This window comes from Pseudomonas sp. MYb2, from assembly GCF_002979955.1.
Taxonomy (GTDB): Bacteria; Pseudomonadota; Gammaproteobacteria; order Pseudomonadales; family Pseudomonadaceae; genus Aquipseudomonas.
On record NZ_PCQC01000013.1, the window covers coordinates 63,001 to 77,413 of the forward strand.

The 14,413-nt window shown below is 58.4% G+C and carries 14 protein-coding genes; 11 read left to right on the forward strand and 3 right to left on the reverse strand.

Going from position 1 to position 14,413, the window contains the following annotated elements; all coding sequences use genetic code 11:
- The first annotated feature begins 2 nt into the window (after positions 1-2).
- The 5 genes from CQ009_RS20555 (at position 3) to CQ009_RS20575 (ending at position 4,724) form a co-directional block, all read left to right on the forward strand.
- Positions 3-713 carry a bifunctional 2-polyprenyl-6-hydroxyphenol methylase/3-demethylubiquinol 3-O-methyltransferase UbiG gene (locus CQ009_RS20555; RefSeq protein WP_105708459.1) on the forward strand — a complete coding sequence of 237 codons (711 nt, stop codon included), beginning with the start codon at positions 3-5 and terminating at the stop codon, positions 711-713.
- Complete coding sequence (locus CQ009_RS20560; protein ID WP_064388443.1) at positions 710-1,096, forward strand: GtrA family protein; 387 nt, start codon at positions 710-712, stop codon at positions 1,094-1,096. Before CQ009_RS20555 ends, CQ009_RS20560 begins: the two co-directional genes overlap by 4 nt.
- Positions 1,093-3,201 (forward strand): DUF6311 domain-containing protein, encoded by a 2,109-nt coding sequence (locus CQ009_RS20565; RefSeq protein ID WP_105708461.1) that lies wholly within the window; start codon positions 1,093-1,095, stop codon positions 3,199-3,201. The genes CQ009_RS20560 and CQ009_RS20565 overlap by 4 nt, the downstream gene beginning before the upstream one ends.
- A 72-nt stretch (positions 3,202-3,273) precedes the next feature.
- The gene (locus CQ009_RS20570; RefSeq protein WP_105708463.1) at positions 3,274-4,194 is read left to right on the forward strand and encodes a LysR substrate-binding domain-containing protein; all 921 of its coding nucleotides are present in this window, start codon (positions 3,274-3,276) and stop codon (positions 4,192-4,194) included.
- A 164-nt stretch (positions 4,195-4,358) separates the two neighbouring features.
- Positions 4,359-4,724 (forward strand): 5-carboxymethyl-2-hydroxymuconate Delta-isomerase, encoded by a 366-nt coding sequence (locus CQ009_RS20575; protein ID WP_105708465.1) that lies wholly within the window; start codon positions 4,359-4,361, stop codon positions 4,722-4,724.
- Between the two features lie 3 nt (positions 4,725-4,727).
- Here CQ009_RS20575 and CQ009_RS20580 read toward each other — a convergent pair whose 3' ends face one another.
- Both CQ009_RS20580 and CQ009_RS20585 read right to left on the reverse strand, forming a co-directional pair.
- The gene (locus tag CQ009_RS20580) at positions 4,728-5,663 is read right to left on the reverse strand and encodes a LysR family transcriptional regulator (protein WP_105708467.1); all 936 of its coding nucleotides are present in this window, start codon (positions 5,661-5,663) and stop codon (positions 4,728-4,730) included.
- Positions 5,664-5,848: 185 nt separating this feature from the next.
- Complete coding sequence (locus tag CQ009_RS20585) at positions 5,849-7,033, reverse strand: CynX/NimT family MFS transporter (RefSeq protein ID WP_105708469.1); 1,185 nt, start codon at positions 7,031-7,033, stop codon at positions 5,849-5,851.
- A 408-nt stretch (positions 7,034-7,441) separates the two neighbouring features.
- Here CQ009_RS20585 and CQ009_RS20590 point away from each other — a divergent pair, with 408 nt between their 5' ends.
- The 4 genes from CQ009_RS20590 (at position 7,442) to CQ009_RS20605 (ending at position 11,708) form a co-directional block, all read left to right on the forward strand.
- Positions 7,442-9,091, forward strand: a complete 1,650-nt coding sequence (locus tag CQ009_RS20590) for a phosphoethanolamine transferase (RefSeq protein WP_105708471.1) — start codon at positions 7,442-7,444, stop codon at positions 9,089-9,091.
- Positions 9,092-9,246: 155 nt separating this feature from the next.
- Positions 9,247-10,380, forward strand: a complete 1,134-nt coding sequence (gene rnd, locus CQ009_RS20595) for a ribonuclease D (RefSeq protein ID WP_064388429.1) — start codon at positions 9,247-9,249, stop codon at positions 10,378-10,380.
- On the forward strand, positions 10,377-10,670 hold the full coding sequence (locus CQ009_RS20600) for a YcgL domain-containing protein (protein WP_007911350.1): 294 nt from the start codon (positions 10,377-10,379) through the stop codon (positions 10,668-10,670). The genes rnd and CQ009_RS20600 overlap by 4 nt, the downstream gene beginning before the upstream one ends.
- Positions 10,671-10,775: 105 nt before the next feature.
- Entirely contained in the window at positions 10,776-11,708 is a 933-nt protein-coding gene (locus CQ009_RS20605; protein ID WP_064388427.1) for a D-2-hydroxyacid dehydrogenase, read from the forward strand.
- Between the two features lie 129 nt (positions 11,709-11,837).
- Here the strand turns inward: CQ009_RS20605 and CQ009_RS20610 are convergent, their stop codons facing one another.
- Positions 11,838-12,431 (reverse strand): nitroreductase family protein, encoded by a 594-nt coding sequence (locus CQ009_RS20610; protein WP_105708473.1) that lies wholly within the window; start codon positions 12,429-12,431, stop codon positions 11,838-11,840.
- Positions 12,432-12,596: 165 nt separating this feature from the next.
- Here CQ009_RS20610 and CQ009_RS20615 point away from each other — a divergent pair, with 165 nt between their 5' ends.
- Both CQ009_RS20615 and CQ009_RS20620 read left to right on the forward strand, forming a co-directional pair.
- Complete coding sequence (locus CQ009_RS20615) at positions 12,597-13,046, forward strand: YcgN family cysteine cluster protein (RefSeq protein WP_064388423.1); 450 nt, start codon at positions 12,597-12,599, stop codon at positions 13,044-13,046.
- Positions 13,047-13,083: 37 nt separating this feature from the next.
- Complete coding sequence (locus tag CQ009_RS20620; protein WP_105708475.1) at positions 13,084-14,313, forward strand: hypothetical protein; 1,230 nt, start codon at positions 13,084-13,086, stop codon at positions 14,311-14,313.
- The last annotated feature ends 100 nt before the right edge of the window (positions 14,314-14,413 follow it).

Consider the following 14,413-nt stretch of genomic DNA (forward strand, 5'->3'; position numbering starts at 1 on the left):
ACATGGATCTCAAGGAAACCGACATCCTCGGCGAAAGTATCAACGAGCATTGGTATTACTGCTCCAAAGCGGCGGCCACCACGCGTCTGCTGGGTAGTGTGCCGATCAGGCGAATTCTCGACGTGGGTGCCGGCTCCGGGTTTTTCTCCCACCATCTGCTGACTCATACCGACGCGCAGGAGGCATGGTGCGTCGATATCAGCTATCCGGCCGATTCAAGCGCGACAACCGCTGGCAAACCGGTGCACTACCGCCGCGGGATAGAAACAATAGATGCCGATCTGGTGCTGCTGATGGATGTGCTGGAGCATGTTGACGATGACCTCGGCCTACTCAAGATGTACGTCGATAAAGTGCCTTCCGGCAGCCGTTTTCTGATGACGGTGCCGGCGTTCCAGTTCCTCTGGAGCGGGCATGACGACTTCCTTGAACACAAGCGCCGCTACACCTTGGCGCAATTCGAAACACTGGCCCGCGCTGCCGGTCTGACGGTGCAACGCGGCGCTTATTATTTTGGTGCGGTGTTCCCGATCGCAGCGGCGTTACGGTTGTTGCCACAGGGCTCGCAAACGCAAGCGCCGCGCTCGCAACTCAAGCGTCATCACCCGCTGGTGAACCGCACACTGAAAACCTTGTGCCGCCTTGAACTGCCGTTGATGGGCAGGAACCGTCTGGCCGGTTTGAGTGTGTTCGTGCTGGCGCAAAAACCGTGACCTCAACCGAAAAATCAGTGCTGATCCAGCGCGGTTTGCGCTTTGCCGTGACCGGTTTGTTCGTCACGGCTTTGCACGCGCTGGTCGCGGTGCTGTTCATCAACTTCATCAGCCCGCAGCCACCGATTGCCAACGGCGTGGCGTTCGCCGTGGCGACCGTCGTGTCCTATCTGATCAATACCACCTGGAGTTTCTCGGCTCGGTTGCATGGCAAAACCTTGCTGCGTTTTCTGCTGGTGTCGACGTGCGGCTTTCTATTGGCGATGTTTGTTGCCTGGGCGGCGCAGATGGCCGGATTGAATTACCTGTTGGGGATTGTCGCGGTGGCACTGACTATCCCGGCCTTCACCTTTGTCTTGCATAATTTCTGGACGTATCGATGAAGGATTTCACAAGGCGCCTGGCTGTCACTCTTTTGCCGTTGATGATCGGCGTATTGGCTTTCTTTATCGTCGTTGGCCCTAGAGCGCTCGACCCGCAGAACATTGCCTGGCTGGGGCAGGGCGATCCGGCGACGCACTATCTGGGATGGGCTTTTTTCCGTCAGGCGCCGTGGACGTTTCCGGTCGGCCTGAACCCGACATACGGACTTGAACTGAGCAACGGCCTGATCTTTTCCGACTCCAATCCGCTGCTGGCATTGTTGTTCAAGCCACTTGCTGGGTTACTTCCGCAGACATTTCAGTATTTCGGAATCTGGTTCCTCGCCTGTTTTGTCCTGCAAGCGTGGTTTGGCTGGAAATTATTGGGGCTTATCACCTCCAACGTCGCTTTGCGGGCATTGGGTTGTGCACTTTTCCTGTTTGCTCCGCCGATGATCATCCGCATGCCGACACATTTGTCGCTGGCCGGACACTTCCTGATTCTGGCCGCCTTATACCTGGCCTTGCGCCCTGAGGACCAGCGGCGACGGTTGGCCTGGGGGGCTTTGCTGGCGTGCACCGCGTTGATTCATGCGTATTTCCTCGCCATGGTCGCGCTGCTTTGGCTGGCCGATCTGATCACCCGTCATTTCAAAGCCAGAATCAGCTTGCGCGAAGCAGGCGTTGAACTGGTTTTGTTGTTTGCTCTGGTGAGTTTTTGCTGCTGGCAAGCGGGGTATTTTTCCGTCAATGGCTCCGATGCGATCTCCGACGGATTCGGCTTGTACCGAGCCAATGTGTTGACACTGTTCAGCCCCAATCATTGGTCATACATCCTCAAGGATCTACCCGGCGGTCTGGGGGATACGGAAGGGTTCAGTTATCTCGGACTGGGGCTGTTATTGCTGGCCGTCTGTGGGTGGGTCGGGTGGCTGCAGGGGCAAACCGGGTTGGAGCGGTCATTGCGTCGACACTGGCTACTGCTGATCGCGCTTGCCGGGCTGACGGTATTTGCGGTTTCCAACAACATTGCCTTTGCTGGCGCGAATTTCAGCTATCCCTTACCGGAAAAGATAATAGCCATCGCCAATATCTTTCGAGCCTCGGGACGAATGTTCTGGCCGGTTTATTATGCGTTCATTCTGTTGATCATTTTTCTGGTGGTACGCGCCAATAAACCGCGTGTGGCAACCTTGCTGATGGCTGTGGCGCTGACGGTTCAAGTCGCGGATACGCACAGCGGCTGGTCTTTGGTGCGCAAGCAGTTGATGGTCGAGTCAAGCACCCAATGGAAGACACCTTTTGTCGACCCGTTCTGGAAAAATGCTGCGGCGCATTATCAGAAGATCCGTTGGATCCTTCCTCAGAACCTGTCGCCGGAGTGGATGAATGTCGCCGCATTCGCTGCAACACATGGGCTGGCGACCGATGCTGTCTATCTGGGACGGATGGGCAAGGATCAGTGGGAGGTTGCTGATGAGCACAGCCGCACGATGCTGGCTTCGGGTCAATATGATGCGGATTCGTTGTACCTGCTCGGTGATCGGGCGTTGCTGCAGGCGGTTTCGACCGTCAATACCGAAGCGGATCTGTTCACCCGTATCGACGGATTCACAGTGCTGGCGCCGGGCTGGAAAAATTGCCGTGAATGCGTGCAGGTGCCCGTCGACCAGACGCCACAACAGCTGGTGCCTGAGTTCGTCTCTGGAGAAACAGCGCAGTTCAGCTATGGCGCTGTGGGCAAGGACTATCTCGCGCGAGGCTGGTCGGATGCTGAAACCTGGGGCGTCTGGTCCAGCGGTGCCGAAGCGGAAATGGCCATGCGAGTGAACGATTCGGCCCGCACCCTGCATCTTGAGACCACGGCGTTCCTGGCGCCGGGGCATTTGCGTCAGCGCGTGGTGATCAAGCTCAACGGCATCGAAGCGCTGGCGACCACTCTGGACAAGCCGGAAGGTAACAGTCTTGAATTGCAGCTCACTCCGGCTGTCCGCCAACGCATCACACAAGAGGGTTTGCTGCGTGTGCAACTGCAGTTCGCCGATGCGATCAGCCCTGAGCAGTTGGGCGTCGGCCAGGATCGCCGGCAACTCGCGATCGGCCTGAAGGCAATGTCGATCAACTGAGCCGTGTCCGCATAGACGTTGTCGGCGGACCTTTCTACACTGCCCTTCAGTCAGGGGATCGGGGGGCAATGGATGAACCGCAATGAACTACGCAAGGCCGACATCAACCTGATGGTGGTGTTCGAGACCTTGATGCTAGAGCGCAACGTGACCCGGGCGGCGGAGAAGTTGTTTCTCGGCCAGCCGACCATCAGTTCGGCGCTCAACCGCTTGCGCACCATGCTCAACGATCCGCTGTTCATCCGCGTCGGCCATCGCATGGAGCCGACCGCCCGGGCCGAAGATATCTTCCGCCACCTCAAGCCCGCGCTGGACTCCCTGTCAGTGGCGCTGAGCCTGACCCGCGATTTCGATCCAGCCGTCAGCACCATGACTTTTCGCATCGGTCTGTCCGATGACGTCGAATTCGGCTTGCTGCCGCCGCTGTTGCGCGCGTTGCGCCAGGAAGCGCCAAACGTGGTGTTTGTGGTGCAGCATGTCGATTACTGGCGGATTCCCGATTTGCTCGCCGCTGGTGACATTACTGTCGGCATCAGCCAGACCCGTGGCCTGCCGGCCAATGCCAAACGCAAACTGCTGCGGCACATTCAGCCGAGCATCCTGCGCGCGGATGCGTCCGATACACCGTTGACCCTTGATGAATATTGCGCACGGCCACACGTGCTGGTTTCGCACACGGCGAATGTCAGCGGTTTCGCTGACGAGTGGCTGGCGGAGTTGGGGCGCACGCGCCAGGTGGTGCTGTCGGTGCCGCAGTACAGTGCGTTGCCGGCGTTGCTGGCCGGCACCGACCTGATCGCCAGCCTGCCGGATTACACCGCAGCGGCCATGGCGACTTCCGGGTTGCTGTTCAAGGAACCGTTTCCGTTCAAGACGCCGACGCTGGACTTGTCGATGGTCTGGCTCAGTCATGTCGATAGCGATCCGGCCGAGCGTTGGTTGCGCTCAAGGCTGGAGCAGTTCATGAGCGAACGACCGGTGACCCCGTCCTGATCAACACCCCCTGTAGGAGCTGCGGCACGCTGCGATCTTTTGATCTTTGAATCTCAAGATCAAAAGATCGCAGCCTCGTTTCACTCGACAGCTTCTACGGGGATATGCGCTGAGCCGCTTGTGGTATATGTACGAACTTTCCGCTGACTGACTGGAGCCTCCCGATGCCACACCTGCACATGGAATACACCGCCAACCTGCCGCAGTTGAACGCCGATGTTGCGTTGATCCGGCTCAACAATACATTGGTGGGATCCGGTCAGTTTGCAGCGGAGTTCGATATCAAAAGCCGCGCAGTCAAGGTCGAGACCTTCAAGGTTGGCACCGCCATGAGCGAACGCGCCTTCATTTACGTGAAGCTGGCACTGCTCAGCGGGCGTTCGCCGGAGATCAAGAAGCAGCTGTCGCAAAGCTTGCTGGCGGTGTTGCAGGATCTGTGCGAGTGGCCGGCCGGGGTGGAAGTGCAGTTGTGTGTCGAATTGGTCGACATTGATCGCGAGTCCTACAGCAAAGCCGCGATCAGCGTGTAGGACTCAGGCGTCTTGCAGTTCGCTGCACACCTTGATCACTTGCTCGCGCAGCCAGACGTTGGCGCTGTCCTGATCGGCGTTCTGGCTCCATTGCATGTCGAGGGTGAACCCCGGCAAGCCGTTCGGCGCCTCACAATGGTTAAACACCGCTTCGTTGGTCAGTAGACGCTGGATGCGCCGGGGGAGGGTGAGGATGAAGTCGGTGCCGGTGATCATTTTCAACGCCGCGCTGTAGCTGTTCGAACGCGCGACGATCTGGCGCTTCTGCGCCTGTCGCGCCAACCAGCCATCGACCATGTTGGTGGTCGATGTCCACGGCGTCGGGAACACATGTCGGCGTTCGGTGAACGCCTGCAGGCTCAGGCGCGGCTCCAGTGGGGTGGCGCGCTTGTCGAACACACAGACCAGATCGTCCTCAAGCAGCATGCGTGACTTGAGATCGGAGTGATTGCGATGGAAGTTCGGCCCGAAGCTGATCACCAGATCAAGGCTGCCATCGCGCAACTCGTCGGCCGGCACGTCGGTTTCAAACTTGTGCATGTTGACCATCACCGGCAAATCGTCGAAGTCGAAACGTTTCAACAGACGCGGCAAGATCAATTGCTCGAAGTATTCCGGAGCACAGATATTGAACGTGACAGCTTGTAGCGTCGGATCGAAGGCCGGCGCGCCGGCATGGCACAGGTTGATGCTCTCGAGGATCTTCTGAACATGGCCATACATGCTGCTGGCCTTGTAGGTGGGGCGCATGCCTGTACGCGTATTGATGAACAACTCGTCTTCAAAACTGGTGCGCAGTTTCTTCAGGCAGTAACTGACGGTCGACTGGCTGACAAATAGCGTTTCCGACACATCGGTGACGCTGCTTTGTTCATACACGGCGATAAACACCATGAGATCCTGCATGTCGAGCTTTCGTAGCAAGTTACTGTTCAGCATCCGTTCTGTCTCGCTGTGCTCCTTGCGCCGAATCCGCGCAAACGTGTGCGAATGATCCTAACGGAACGATGGTGCCAGGACAAAGCCCTGTAGGACATTTCACGGACAGTTGTGGGACAGAAAGTTTTAGCAACACGACGTCTGCCTTCAAAGCGCTAAAACATGGCCAGAAGCCTCCAGTCAGATCAGCCAAAGTGTCGCGCGTAATGTCGGGGATCGAAGCGCCTCACCATCAGTAGCATGATCACCATCACCGCCGTCAGCGACCACCACGCCCATTCGAAACTGCCCAGTTGGTCGCGAACAATCCCGGCCATCAACGGCGAGAGGCCGGCAATCATATAGCCGATGCCTTGCACGAAAGCCGTCAGGCCCCCGGCACGCTGCGGGTTATCGAGATGATCGAGCGAGACGATCAGGCTCATTGGAAACAGCCCGCCAATGCCTAGACCCAACAAGCATGGCCAGAAGAGGCTGAGGTGTTGCGGGCTCAGAATCAGCCCACAGAAACCGGCGATGATCAGGCCGAGTAGCACCGTCAGTACGGAGCGCCGGTCGCGGCTGCGATTGGCGATGGCGGGCACCACCAGACCGGAAATCACCTCCATGGCAGTCAGAAATCCTAACAACAGCCCGGCGCTTTGTTCGCTCCAGCCTTTTTCCACGTAGTACGGCGCGAGCCAGGCGAGCACACAGGTGTAGGACGCCGTGCCCAATCCGAAGAAGATCGCGAGTAACCAGGCGCGGGAATTGTTGTAGAAGGAATCTTTTCTTGTCGTTGTTGCAGCAGTTGCTGACAGACTGCGGCGTTGCGACCACCAGAACACCAGCGCAAGCGACGCGAGCACCGCCCAGATGGCCAGACCGCTGCGCCAATTTCCGGTTACCCCCATCACCATCGGAGCGAACGACGCGGCAAGCGCTGCGCCGCCCATGATCGACGTGACATACAGCCCCATGCACACCGCCATGTGATTCGGGAAACGCGATTTGATCAGCGCCGGCATCAACGCCTGAATCAGCGCGATGCCTATTCCGGCCAGCACCGCGCTGACAATCAGCTCGGCAGCAGAGTCGATGAACAGCCGCGATAACGTCGCCAATCCGATGACCAGCAGCGACAGCAGGACCGTGCGCTGTTCGCCCAGTCGCCGACTGATGCCAATGCCAAAAAACATCGCCAGTCCCATGGTCATCACCGGCAGCATCGTCAGCAGTGAAGCGAGGCTGAAACTCAAGGGGATATCGTCGCGAATCGCCGACAGCAGCGGCCCGACTGCCGCCATCGAAGGGCGCAGGTTGAGTGCGACTAGAACGATGACAAGCATCAGCCAGACGGCAGGGCGGGCGGTGGCGCGGGAGTTTTCCATCTTCAGACCTTTGAGCGAGGGGCTGGAGATTAGGCGCGGATCTACTTGTGGCGGGCAAACCGGAAAATCCAGAGCAGTATTTAAAAACTCGATAACCCAACAAGACACCTGTGGGAGCGAGCCTGCTCGCGAAAGCGGCGTATCAGCCACCGCAAATATCGACTGACCTGACGCTTTCGCGAGCAGGCTCGCTCCCACAGAGGAAATTTTCTGAATAAAAGCTGAACCATTCTCAAATACTTCCAAAGTTTCACGGAGTTCCCGCAAGCCAACTAATCGTTGGCGTCTTTTTCACAAAAAATTGATGATTGCCTGCCTAAAGTTTGTCATGCCTTAGTTAATGATTTTTTCACAAACGAAATTTTCATAATTACCCAAGGTTGTTCTCTTCAGGAATTGCCCTTCTCTATGTTGAAGTTAAAAGCCGTGCGCCCGGAATGGGTGACGTTGATTGCCAGTGCCTTTCTTTTGACCGGCTTCAATGCCGTGCTCTGGCAGCACCTGCTTGACATCACCGCAGCCGATGGCAACGGCGTCGCCATGCGCGTGGCTTTTGGGGTGATGATCTTCGCGGCTTTTAACATTGTGCTGACGTTTCTAGCGTTCCGTCCGCTGCTTAAACCGGTCTTGATGCTGATATTCATGATCAGCGCCGGCGTGGCTTATTTCATGAGCCAATATGGCGTGATGATTGATGCGGGCATGTTTCGTAACTTTGCCGAAACCAATGCGACGGAAGTCCGCGATCTGCTGTCGTTAAAGTTGTTTGCTTATATTTTATTGTTAGGTGTTTTGCCGTCGTTGTTGCTTTGGAAGATGCCGGTCAACTACCGTCGCTGGCACCGCGAGTTGTTCAGTAAAGTTATCGTGAGTGTGGCGTCGGCAGCGGTGATGGGTGGCGTGGCATTGGCTAACTATCAGGGCCTGTCTTCATTGTTTCGCAATCACCACGAAATTCGTTTGATGTTGGTGCCGAGCAATTACATCGGCGCCTCGGTCGGTTATCTGCGTGAGCAGGTGGTCTCGGCGCAGCAACCCTTCGTCAAGATCGGTGAAGACGCACAGCGCAATGCCGCTGTGAAACTTCAGCCGCGCAAATCCCTGACTGTATTGGTGGTGGGCGAAAGTGCCCGTGCCGAGAACTTCGGCATCCTCGGTTACGACCGCGATACCACGCCCAAACTCGACAAGGAAGCGGGGCTGATTGCCTTTACCGATGTGCACTCCTGCGGCACTGAAACGGCCGTATCGGTGCCGTGCATGTTCTCCAACATGGGCCGCAAGGATTACGACGCCAGCAAGGCGAAGAACGAAGAAGGCCTGCTGGATGTGCTCAAACGTGCGGGTATTGACGTGATCTGGCGTGACAACCAGTCCGGCTGTAAAGGCACCTGTGATCGTGTGACGGTTCAGGATGTCAGCAACTTGAAGGATCCGACACTGTGCGCCAACAGCGAATGCCGCGACGAGATCCTCTTGCAGGGCCTGCAAAGCTTTATCGATCACCTGGACAAGGACACCGTTCTGGTTCTGCACCAGATGGGCAGTCACGGCCCGGAATACTTCAAGCGCTATCCCAAGGAGTACGAGCACTTCACGCCGGTTTGTGAAAGTAATGCACTGAATAATTGCAGCCGCGAAAGTATCGTCAACGGTTACGACAACACGCTGGTCTATACCGACCAAGTGCTGTCGAGCCTGATCGATGTCTTGCGCAGCAATCAGGACAAAGTCGATACCGCCATGCTGTACCTGTCGGATCACGGCGAATCGCTGGGTGAGTACAACCTGTTCCTGCATGGCACGCCTTATATGCTGGCGCCGGAGCAACAGAAACACGTAGCGATGCTGGCATGGTTCTCTGACAACTATCAAAAGGCTTACTCAGTCGATACCCATTGCCTGCAAATGAGTCGCGACAAGCCGCTGAGTCAGGACAACCTGTTCCACTCGATGCTCGGTCTGCTGGAAGTGAAGAGCTCGGTGTATCAGCCGGGTCTGGACATGTTCGCCGGCTGCCGTGGCGCCGTGATCGACGGCGTCCTGGCCAAAGACTGACCGTCACCCTCCCACAGATGACGGGCACATCTGTTTGCTTTGTCAGACTATTCTTGCCAATTGGCAGGACATTTCGTTACAGCTCTTGCCCTTCGCAGGCGCGTAAATCGCCAACGGCGATATATACTGCGCGCCATTCTTCAAGGGAGAGCCGTGTGGCCATCGATATTCACTGGATTCGCGACAACGATAGCCTCGCGCAGTTTTGCGCCGAGTGGCAGCAGTTGCCTTTCGTTGCCCTCGACACCGAATTCATGCGGGTCGACACCTTCTACCCGATTGCCGGCCTGCTGCAGGTCGGCGACGGCAAACGCGCTTACCTGATCGATCCGCTGACCATCAACGCCTGGCAGCCATTGGCCGCGTTGCTGGAAAACCCGGCGGTGCTCAAAGTCCTGCATGCCTGCAGCGAAGACCTCGAAGTGCTGTTGCGCCTGACCGGCAGCTTGCCGGCGCCGCTGTTTGATACGCAACTGGCCGCCGCCTATCTCAACCTCGGTTTTTCGATGGGTTATTCGCGGCTGGTACAAAATGTACTCGGCATCGAACTGCCGAAAGGCGAAACCCGTTCCGACTGGTTGCAGCGGCCGTTGTCCGAGACGCAAATCAGCTACGCCGCTGAAGATGCCGTGCATCTGGCGGAAGTTTTCGTACAACTGCGTCCGAAACTGTCCGACGACAAATTTGCCTGGGTGCTGGAGGACGGCGCCGAACTGGTCGCCAACCTGCGCCGCGAAACCGATCCGTACGAGGTTTACCGCGAGGCCAAACTGGCGTGGAAACTCTCTCGTGCGCAACTCGCCGTCCTGCGTGAACTGTGCGCCTGGCGTGAAACCGAAGCACGCGCCCGTGATCTGCCGCGCAACCGTATCGTCCGCGAACATTCGCTGTGGCCGTTGGCGCGCACGCAACCGGACAACATTGCTGCACTGGGCAAAATCGAAGACATGCACCCGCGTACCGTGCGTCAGGACGGCCAGTTTCTGCTTGATCTGATCAAGCGCTCTGGCAGTGTGGGGCCTGATCAATGGCCGCCTGCCGTGCCGGAGCCATTGCCGATCGAAGCCGCTGCGTTGATCAAACAACTGCGCGCCCTCGGTCAGGCCGAAGCTGAGCGACTCGACATCGCGCCGGAGCTGATGCTGCGCAAGAAAACCCTCGAAGCCCTGGTCAAAAGCGGCTACCCCGAGGGTCCTTACCAATTGCCTGAGTCGTTGCGTGGCTGGCGCCGCGAACTCATGGGTCAGAAGCTGCTCGACAGCCTGGCCACCGCCGGAGAACAGCCTTGAAACGTATTTGCTCCATCTACCAAAGCTCCAAGCGCAGCGGCATGTACCTTTACGTGCTCAAAAGTGACGCGCTGGAACGTGTGCCGGAAGCGCTGATGCTGGCCTTCGGCAAACCGAAACATTCGTTCGATCTGGTGCTTTCGCCCGAGCGCAAACTGGCCAGCGAAGACATCGTCGTGGTCCTCGAAAACCTCGACAAGCAGGGTTATCACCTGCAAATGCCGCCCGCCGAGGACGAGTACATCGAACACTTGCCCGAAGAGTTGCTGCGACGCAACGATCCGGTCTGATCTGCAAGGCCCTGTTCTGGGCCTTGGTTAACCCTGGAACTGTTTTTACCGCGATGGCCGCCCTGAATCCGGTGGCCGTCTGCACGGTTTGCGAAAGGTTTGAAGATGCGCGTTCTGATTGCTGAACACGACCACGCGATATACGCCCGACTGCTGCGTCAGGCAGTGCCGGAACTCGAAGTGCTGACCAGTGGCGACTCTGCCGAACTGGCCCGTCAGGCGGCCGACTGCCCAGTGTGGCTGGGGCAGCCGGATCTGCTGGCGACCCTGCTGCGTCAGGGCCATCAACCGCAATGGCTGCAGTCGACCTGGGCCGGCATCACGCCGCTGCTCGCCGATGGCTTGCGCCGTGATTATCGCTTGACCCGGGCGGTGGGGATTTTTGGTCAGGTCATGGCTGAATACGTCCTCACTTACATCCTTGGCCATGAGCGCGAAGTACTGGCGCGGCTGGTCAGTCAGGTCGAGCGTAAATGGGACAACCGCAGCGGCCAGAGTCTGGTCGGGCGCAAAGTGCTGATCGTCGGTACGGGCGACATCGGCCAGAGCGTGGCGCAATTCCTGCGACCGTTCGGCGTTGAGCTGTACGGCATCGCCAGCAGTGCCCGCGAGCAAGCGCCGTTTGTCGAGGTCGGTTCGATGGCGGATCTGCCACGACTGGTCGGCGAGGTGGATTACGTGGTCAATCTGCTGCCGAACACCGAGCACACCCACGATATCTACGACGCAGCGCTGTTCAAGCAATTCAAACCGACCGGGTTGTTCATCAATGCCGGGCGCGGTGTCGCGGTGGTCGATGCGGATCTGGTAGACGCGCTGAAAGAAGGGCATCTGGCCGGCGCGGTGATCGATGTCTGCCGTCAGGAACCACTGCCGCAACGGCATCCGTTCTGGACGGCGTGGGGCTTGCTGCTGACCGGGCACAGCTCGGCGCCGACGTCACCGGCGTTGATGGTGCAGCTGTTTGTCGAGAACCTGAAGGCGTATCAGGCGGGTGAAGCGTTGCGCGGGGAAGTGGATTTCAACCGCGGATATTGATTCCTACGCAGATCGTTCCCACGCTCCGCGTGGGAGTGCAGCCGGGGACGCTCTGCGTCCCATTGGAACGCGGAGCGTCCCTTGAGTCATTCCCACGCGGAGCGTGGGAACGATCATTTGCGCTGTGGCTCAGAGGGTGAAGTCGCCTTCGGCCGCCAGCTCGTTCAGCGGACGGCGCGGGCTCGGCTCTTCACGGGCTTGCAGGTATTCAGCCAGCGTTGCCTTGTCGCCCAGTTTGCCAACGGCCACGGCAGCATGCAGCGCATAACCTTCTGGAATGTTCAGCTCCTTGCGGGTCAGTTCCTGATCGAAACCAGCCATACCGTGAGTGTGCCAGCCGCTGATGCTCGCCTGCAGCGCCAGATGGCCCCATGCCGAACCGGTATCAAACGTGTGCCACAGCGCTGGAGTTTCTTCGCTGGCACCCGGTGCGGTGAAGGTGGTTTTCGAAATCACGATCACCAGCGCCGACGCATGCTGCGCCCAGCTGCGGTTGAATTCATTGAGCAGACCCAGGTAACGCTGCCAGTTCGGCGTATCGCGACGCGCATAAAGGAATCGCCATGGCTGCGAGTTGTACGCCGACGGTGCCCAGCGTGCGGCTTCGAAGAAACTCAGCAAGGTTTCTTCGGCGATCGCTTCACCGGTGAAGGCGCGTGGTGACCAGCGGTCGGTGAATTGCGGGTGAATGGCGTAATCGGCAACGCGAGGGTTGGCACTCATCGAGAGATTCCTTGCTAAGTTTGAGTCATGAATTCGAGGCAAAACCCTACTTGGCGGCGATTGGGCTGACAAGTGCGATTTACCGGCAGTCGCCAACGCTTGGCCCACAAGGCCTTGGGCACTAGACTGGCGGCCTTTTCACTACCTGATGTTGATGCTTGAGCCATGGTCGCCAAAGTCGAACCGTTCTGGAAACGCAAAACCCTCGATCAACTCGATCTGGAGGAGTGGGAATCGCTGTGCGACGGTTGTGGTCTGTGCTGCCTGCAAAAACTTGAGGATGAAGAAGACAATAGCGTCTATTACACGCGCATCGCCTGCAAACTGCTTGATCTGAAAACCTGTCAGTGCAGCGATTACCCGAACCGCATCAAGTTTGTCCCGGACTGCATCCAGCTCACCCCGGGCCAGGCCGAAGAATTCAAGTGGCTGCCGCCGACCTGCGGTTATCGCCTGGTCAGCGAAGGCAAAGACCTGCCACCGTGGCACCACCTGGTGAGCGGTGACCGCGATGCAGTGCATCACGAGCGGATCTCCCAATCCGGGCGCATGCTCGCCGAGGGCAGCGTGCCGGAAGATGACTGGGAAGATCACCTGATTTTCCGCGCGGGCTGAATCAACCGCAGAGTTCAAGTTTCACAAAGGAGTGTGTATGGCTGTGGGATTGCAGCGATCGCTGCTGGTTGCACTGCTGGCGCTGAGCGCACCGGTGTGGGCAGCGAAGAAAGTGGACCTGGATTACCACGTGCGCCTGTTGCCGCAGAGCGATCAGGCTGAAGTGCGCCTGACCCTCGCCAAGGGCGAAGCGGTGCGCAGTCTCGACTTCGACCTTGGCGACGGCAGCCATTACAGCGACTTCAAGGCTGACGGCCAGTGGCTGCTGAGCCCGGGCAAACAGGCGCGCGGGGTCTGGCGCCCCGCCAGCGAAAAGTCCAGCCTGACATACCGTGTACGCATCAGCCACGGCCGCAAGAACGGCAGCTTCGACACGCGCATGACCCCGACCTGGGCGTTGATGCGTGGCGACGAACTGGTGCCGCCGGCCAAACTCGATCAGCAGGACGGCATCGAACTGGTCGCGCGTCTGCAATTCGAATTGCCCGAGGGCTGGAAGAGTATCGAGACCGCTTGGCCACGCATCGGCAAGAACAAATTCCGCATCGATAATCCATCACGCCTGTTCGACCGCCCGACCGGCTGGATGCTTGCCGGCCATCTCGGCAGCCGCCGCACACGGCTGGGCGAAACCGAAGTCACAGTGGCTTCGCCACAAGGGCAGGGCATGCGCCGCATGGATGTGCTGACCTTGCTGACGTTCGTCTGGCCGCAGGTGCAGGCCGTTTATCCACGCCATCCGGCCAAGCTATTGATCGTGGGGGCCAACGATCCGATGTGGCGCGGCAGTCTCGGCGCGCATGAATCGATTTATCTGAACACACGATTGCCGCTGGTCAGCGAGAGCGGCAGCAGTGCGTTGGTGCGCGAGTTGGCGCAGGTGTTTGGGCGGATCAACGATGAGCAGCGCAGCGCCTGGATCAGCGAGGGGTTTGCCGAGTATTACGCCATTGAATTGGTACGCCGTGCCGGTGGCATGAGCGATGAGCGTTATCAGGCGTTGCAGGCGAAACTGGCCAAGGACAGCCAGAAGGTCACGACCCTGCGCGGCGCACAGATCAGCCCGGCGCAGGTCGCAAAAGCAGTAATTTTGTTGCAGGAGCTGGATCGCGAGATTCGCTTGCAGACGCGCAACAAGCGTTCGCTGGATGATGTGTTGCGTGGGGCGATGCATCTGGGCACGGTGAGTACCAAGGCGTTTGTGCAACTGGCCGAGAGTGTTCTGGGCGAGTCGTCCAAAGTCCTTGATACCGCGTTGCTTCAGTGACACCGCTATCGCGAGCAGGCTCACTCCTACAAGGGAACGCATTACAAATGTAGGAGTGAGCCTGCTCGCGATGGGGCCTTTAGCTCCACCGCAACTCTTG

What these genes read in the sequence shown, in the direction of transcription:
- CQ009_RS20555 (WP_105708459.1), top strand. Translation starts at nt 3, where the DNA reads ATGGATCTCAAGGAAACCGACATCCTCGGCGAAAGTATCAACGAGCAT.
- CQ009_RS20565 (WP_105708461.1), top strand. Translation starts at nt 1,093, where the DNA reads ATGAAGGATTTCACAAGGCGCCTGGCTGTCACTCTTTTGCCGTTGATG.
- CQ009_RS20570 (WP_105708463.1), top strand. Translation starts at nt 3,274, where the DNA reads ATGAACCGCAATGAACTACGCAAGGCCGACATCAACCTGATGGTGGTG.
- CQ009_RS20575 (WP_105708465.1), top strand. Translation starts at nt 4,359, where the DNA reads ATGCCACACCTGCACATGGAATACACCGCCAACCTGCCGCAGTTGAAC.
- CQ009_RS20580 (WP_105708467.1), bottom strand. Translation starts at nt 5,663, where the DNA reads ATGCTGAACAGTAACTTGCTACGAAAGCTCGACATGCAGGATCTCATG.
- CQ009_RS20585 (WP_105708469.1), bottom strand. Translation starts at nt 7,033, where the DNA reads ATGGAAAACTCCCGCGCCACCGCCCGCCCTGCCGTCTGGCTGATGCTT.
- CQ009_RS20590 (WP_105708471.1), top strand. Translation starts at nt 7,442, where the DNA reads ATGTTGAAGTTAAAAGCCGTGCGCCCGGAATGGGTGACGTTGATTGCC.
- CQ009_RS20605 (WP_064388427.1), top strand. Translation starts at nt 10,776, where the DNA reads ATGCGCGTTCTGATTGCTGAACACGACCACGCGATATACGCCCGACTG.
- CQ009_RS20610 (WP_105708473.1), bottom strand. Translation starts at nt 12,431, where the DNA reads ATGAGTGCCAACCCTCGCGTTGCCGATTACGCCATTCACCCGCAATTC.
- CQ009_RS20615 (WP_064388423.1), top strand. Translation starts at nt 12,597, where the DNA reads ATGGTCGCCAAAGTCGAACCGTTCTGGAAACGCAAAACCCTCGATCAA.
- CQ009_RS20620 (WP_105708475.1), top strand. Translation starts at nt 13,084, where the DNA reads ATGGCTGTGGGATTGCAGCGATCGCTGCTGGTTGCACTGCTGGCGCTG.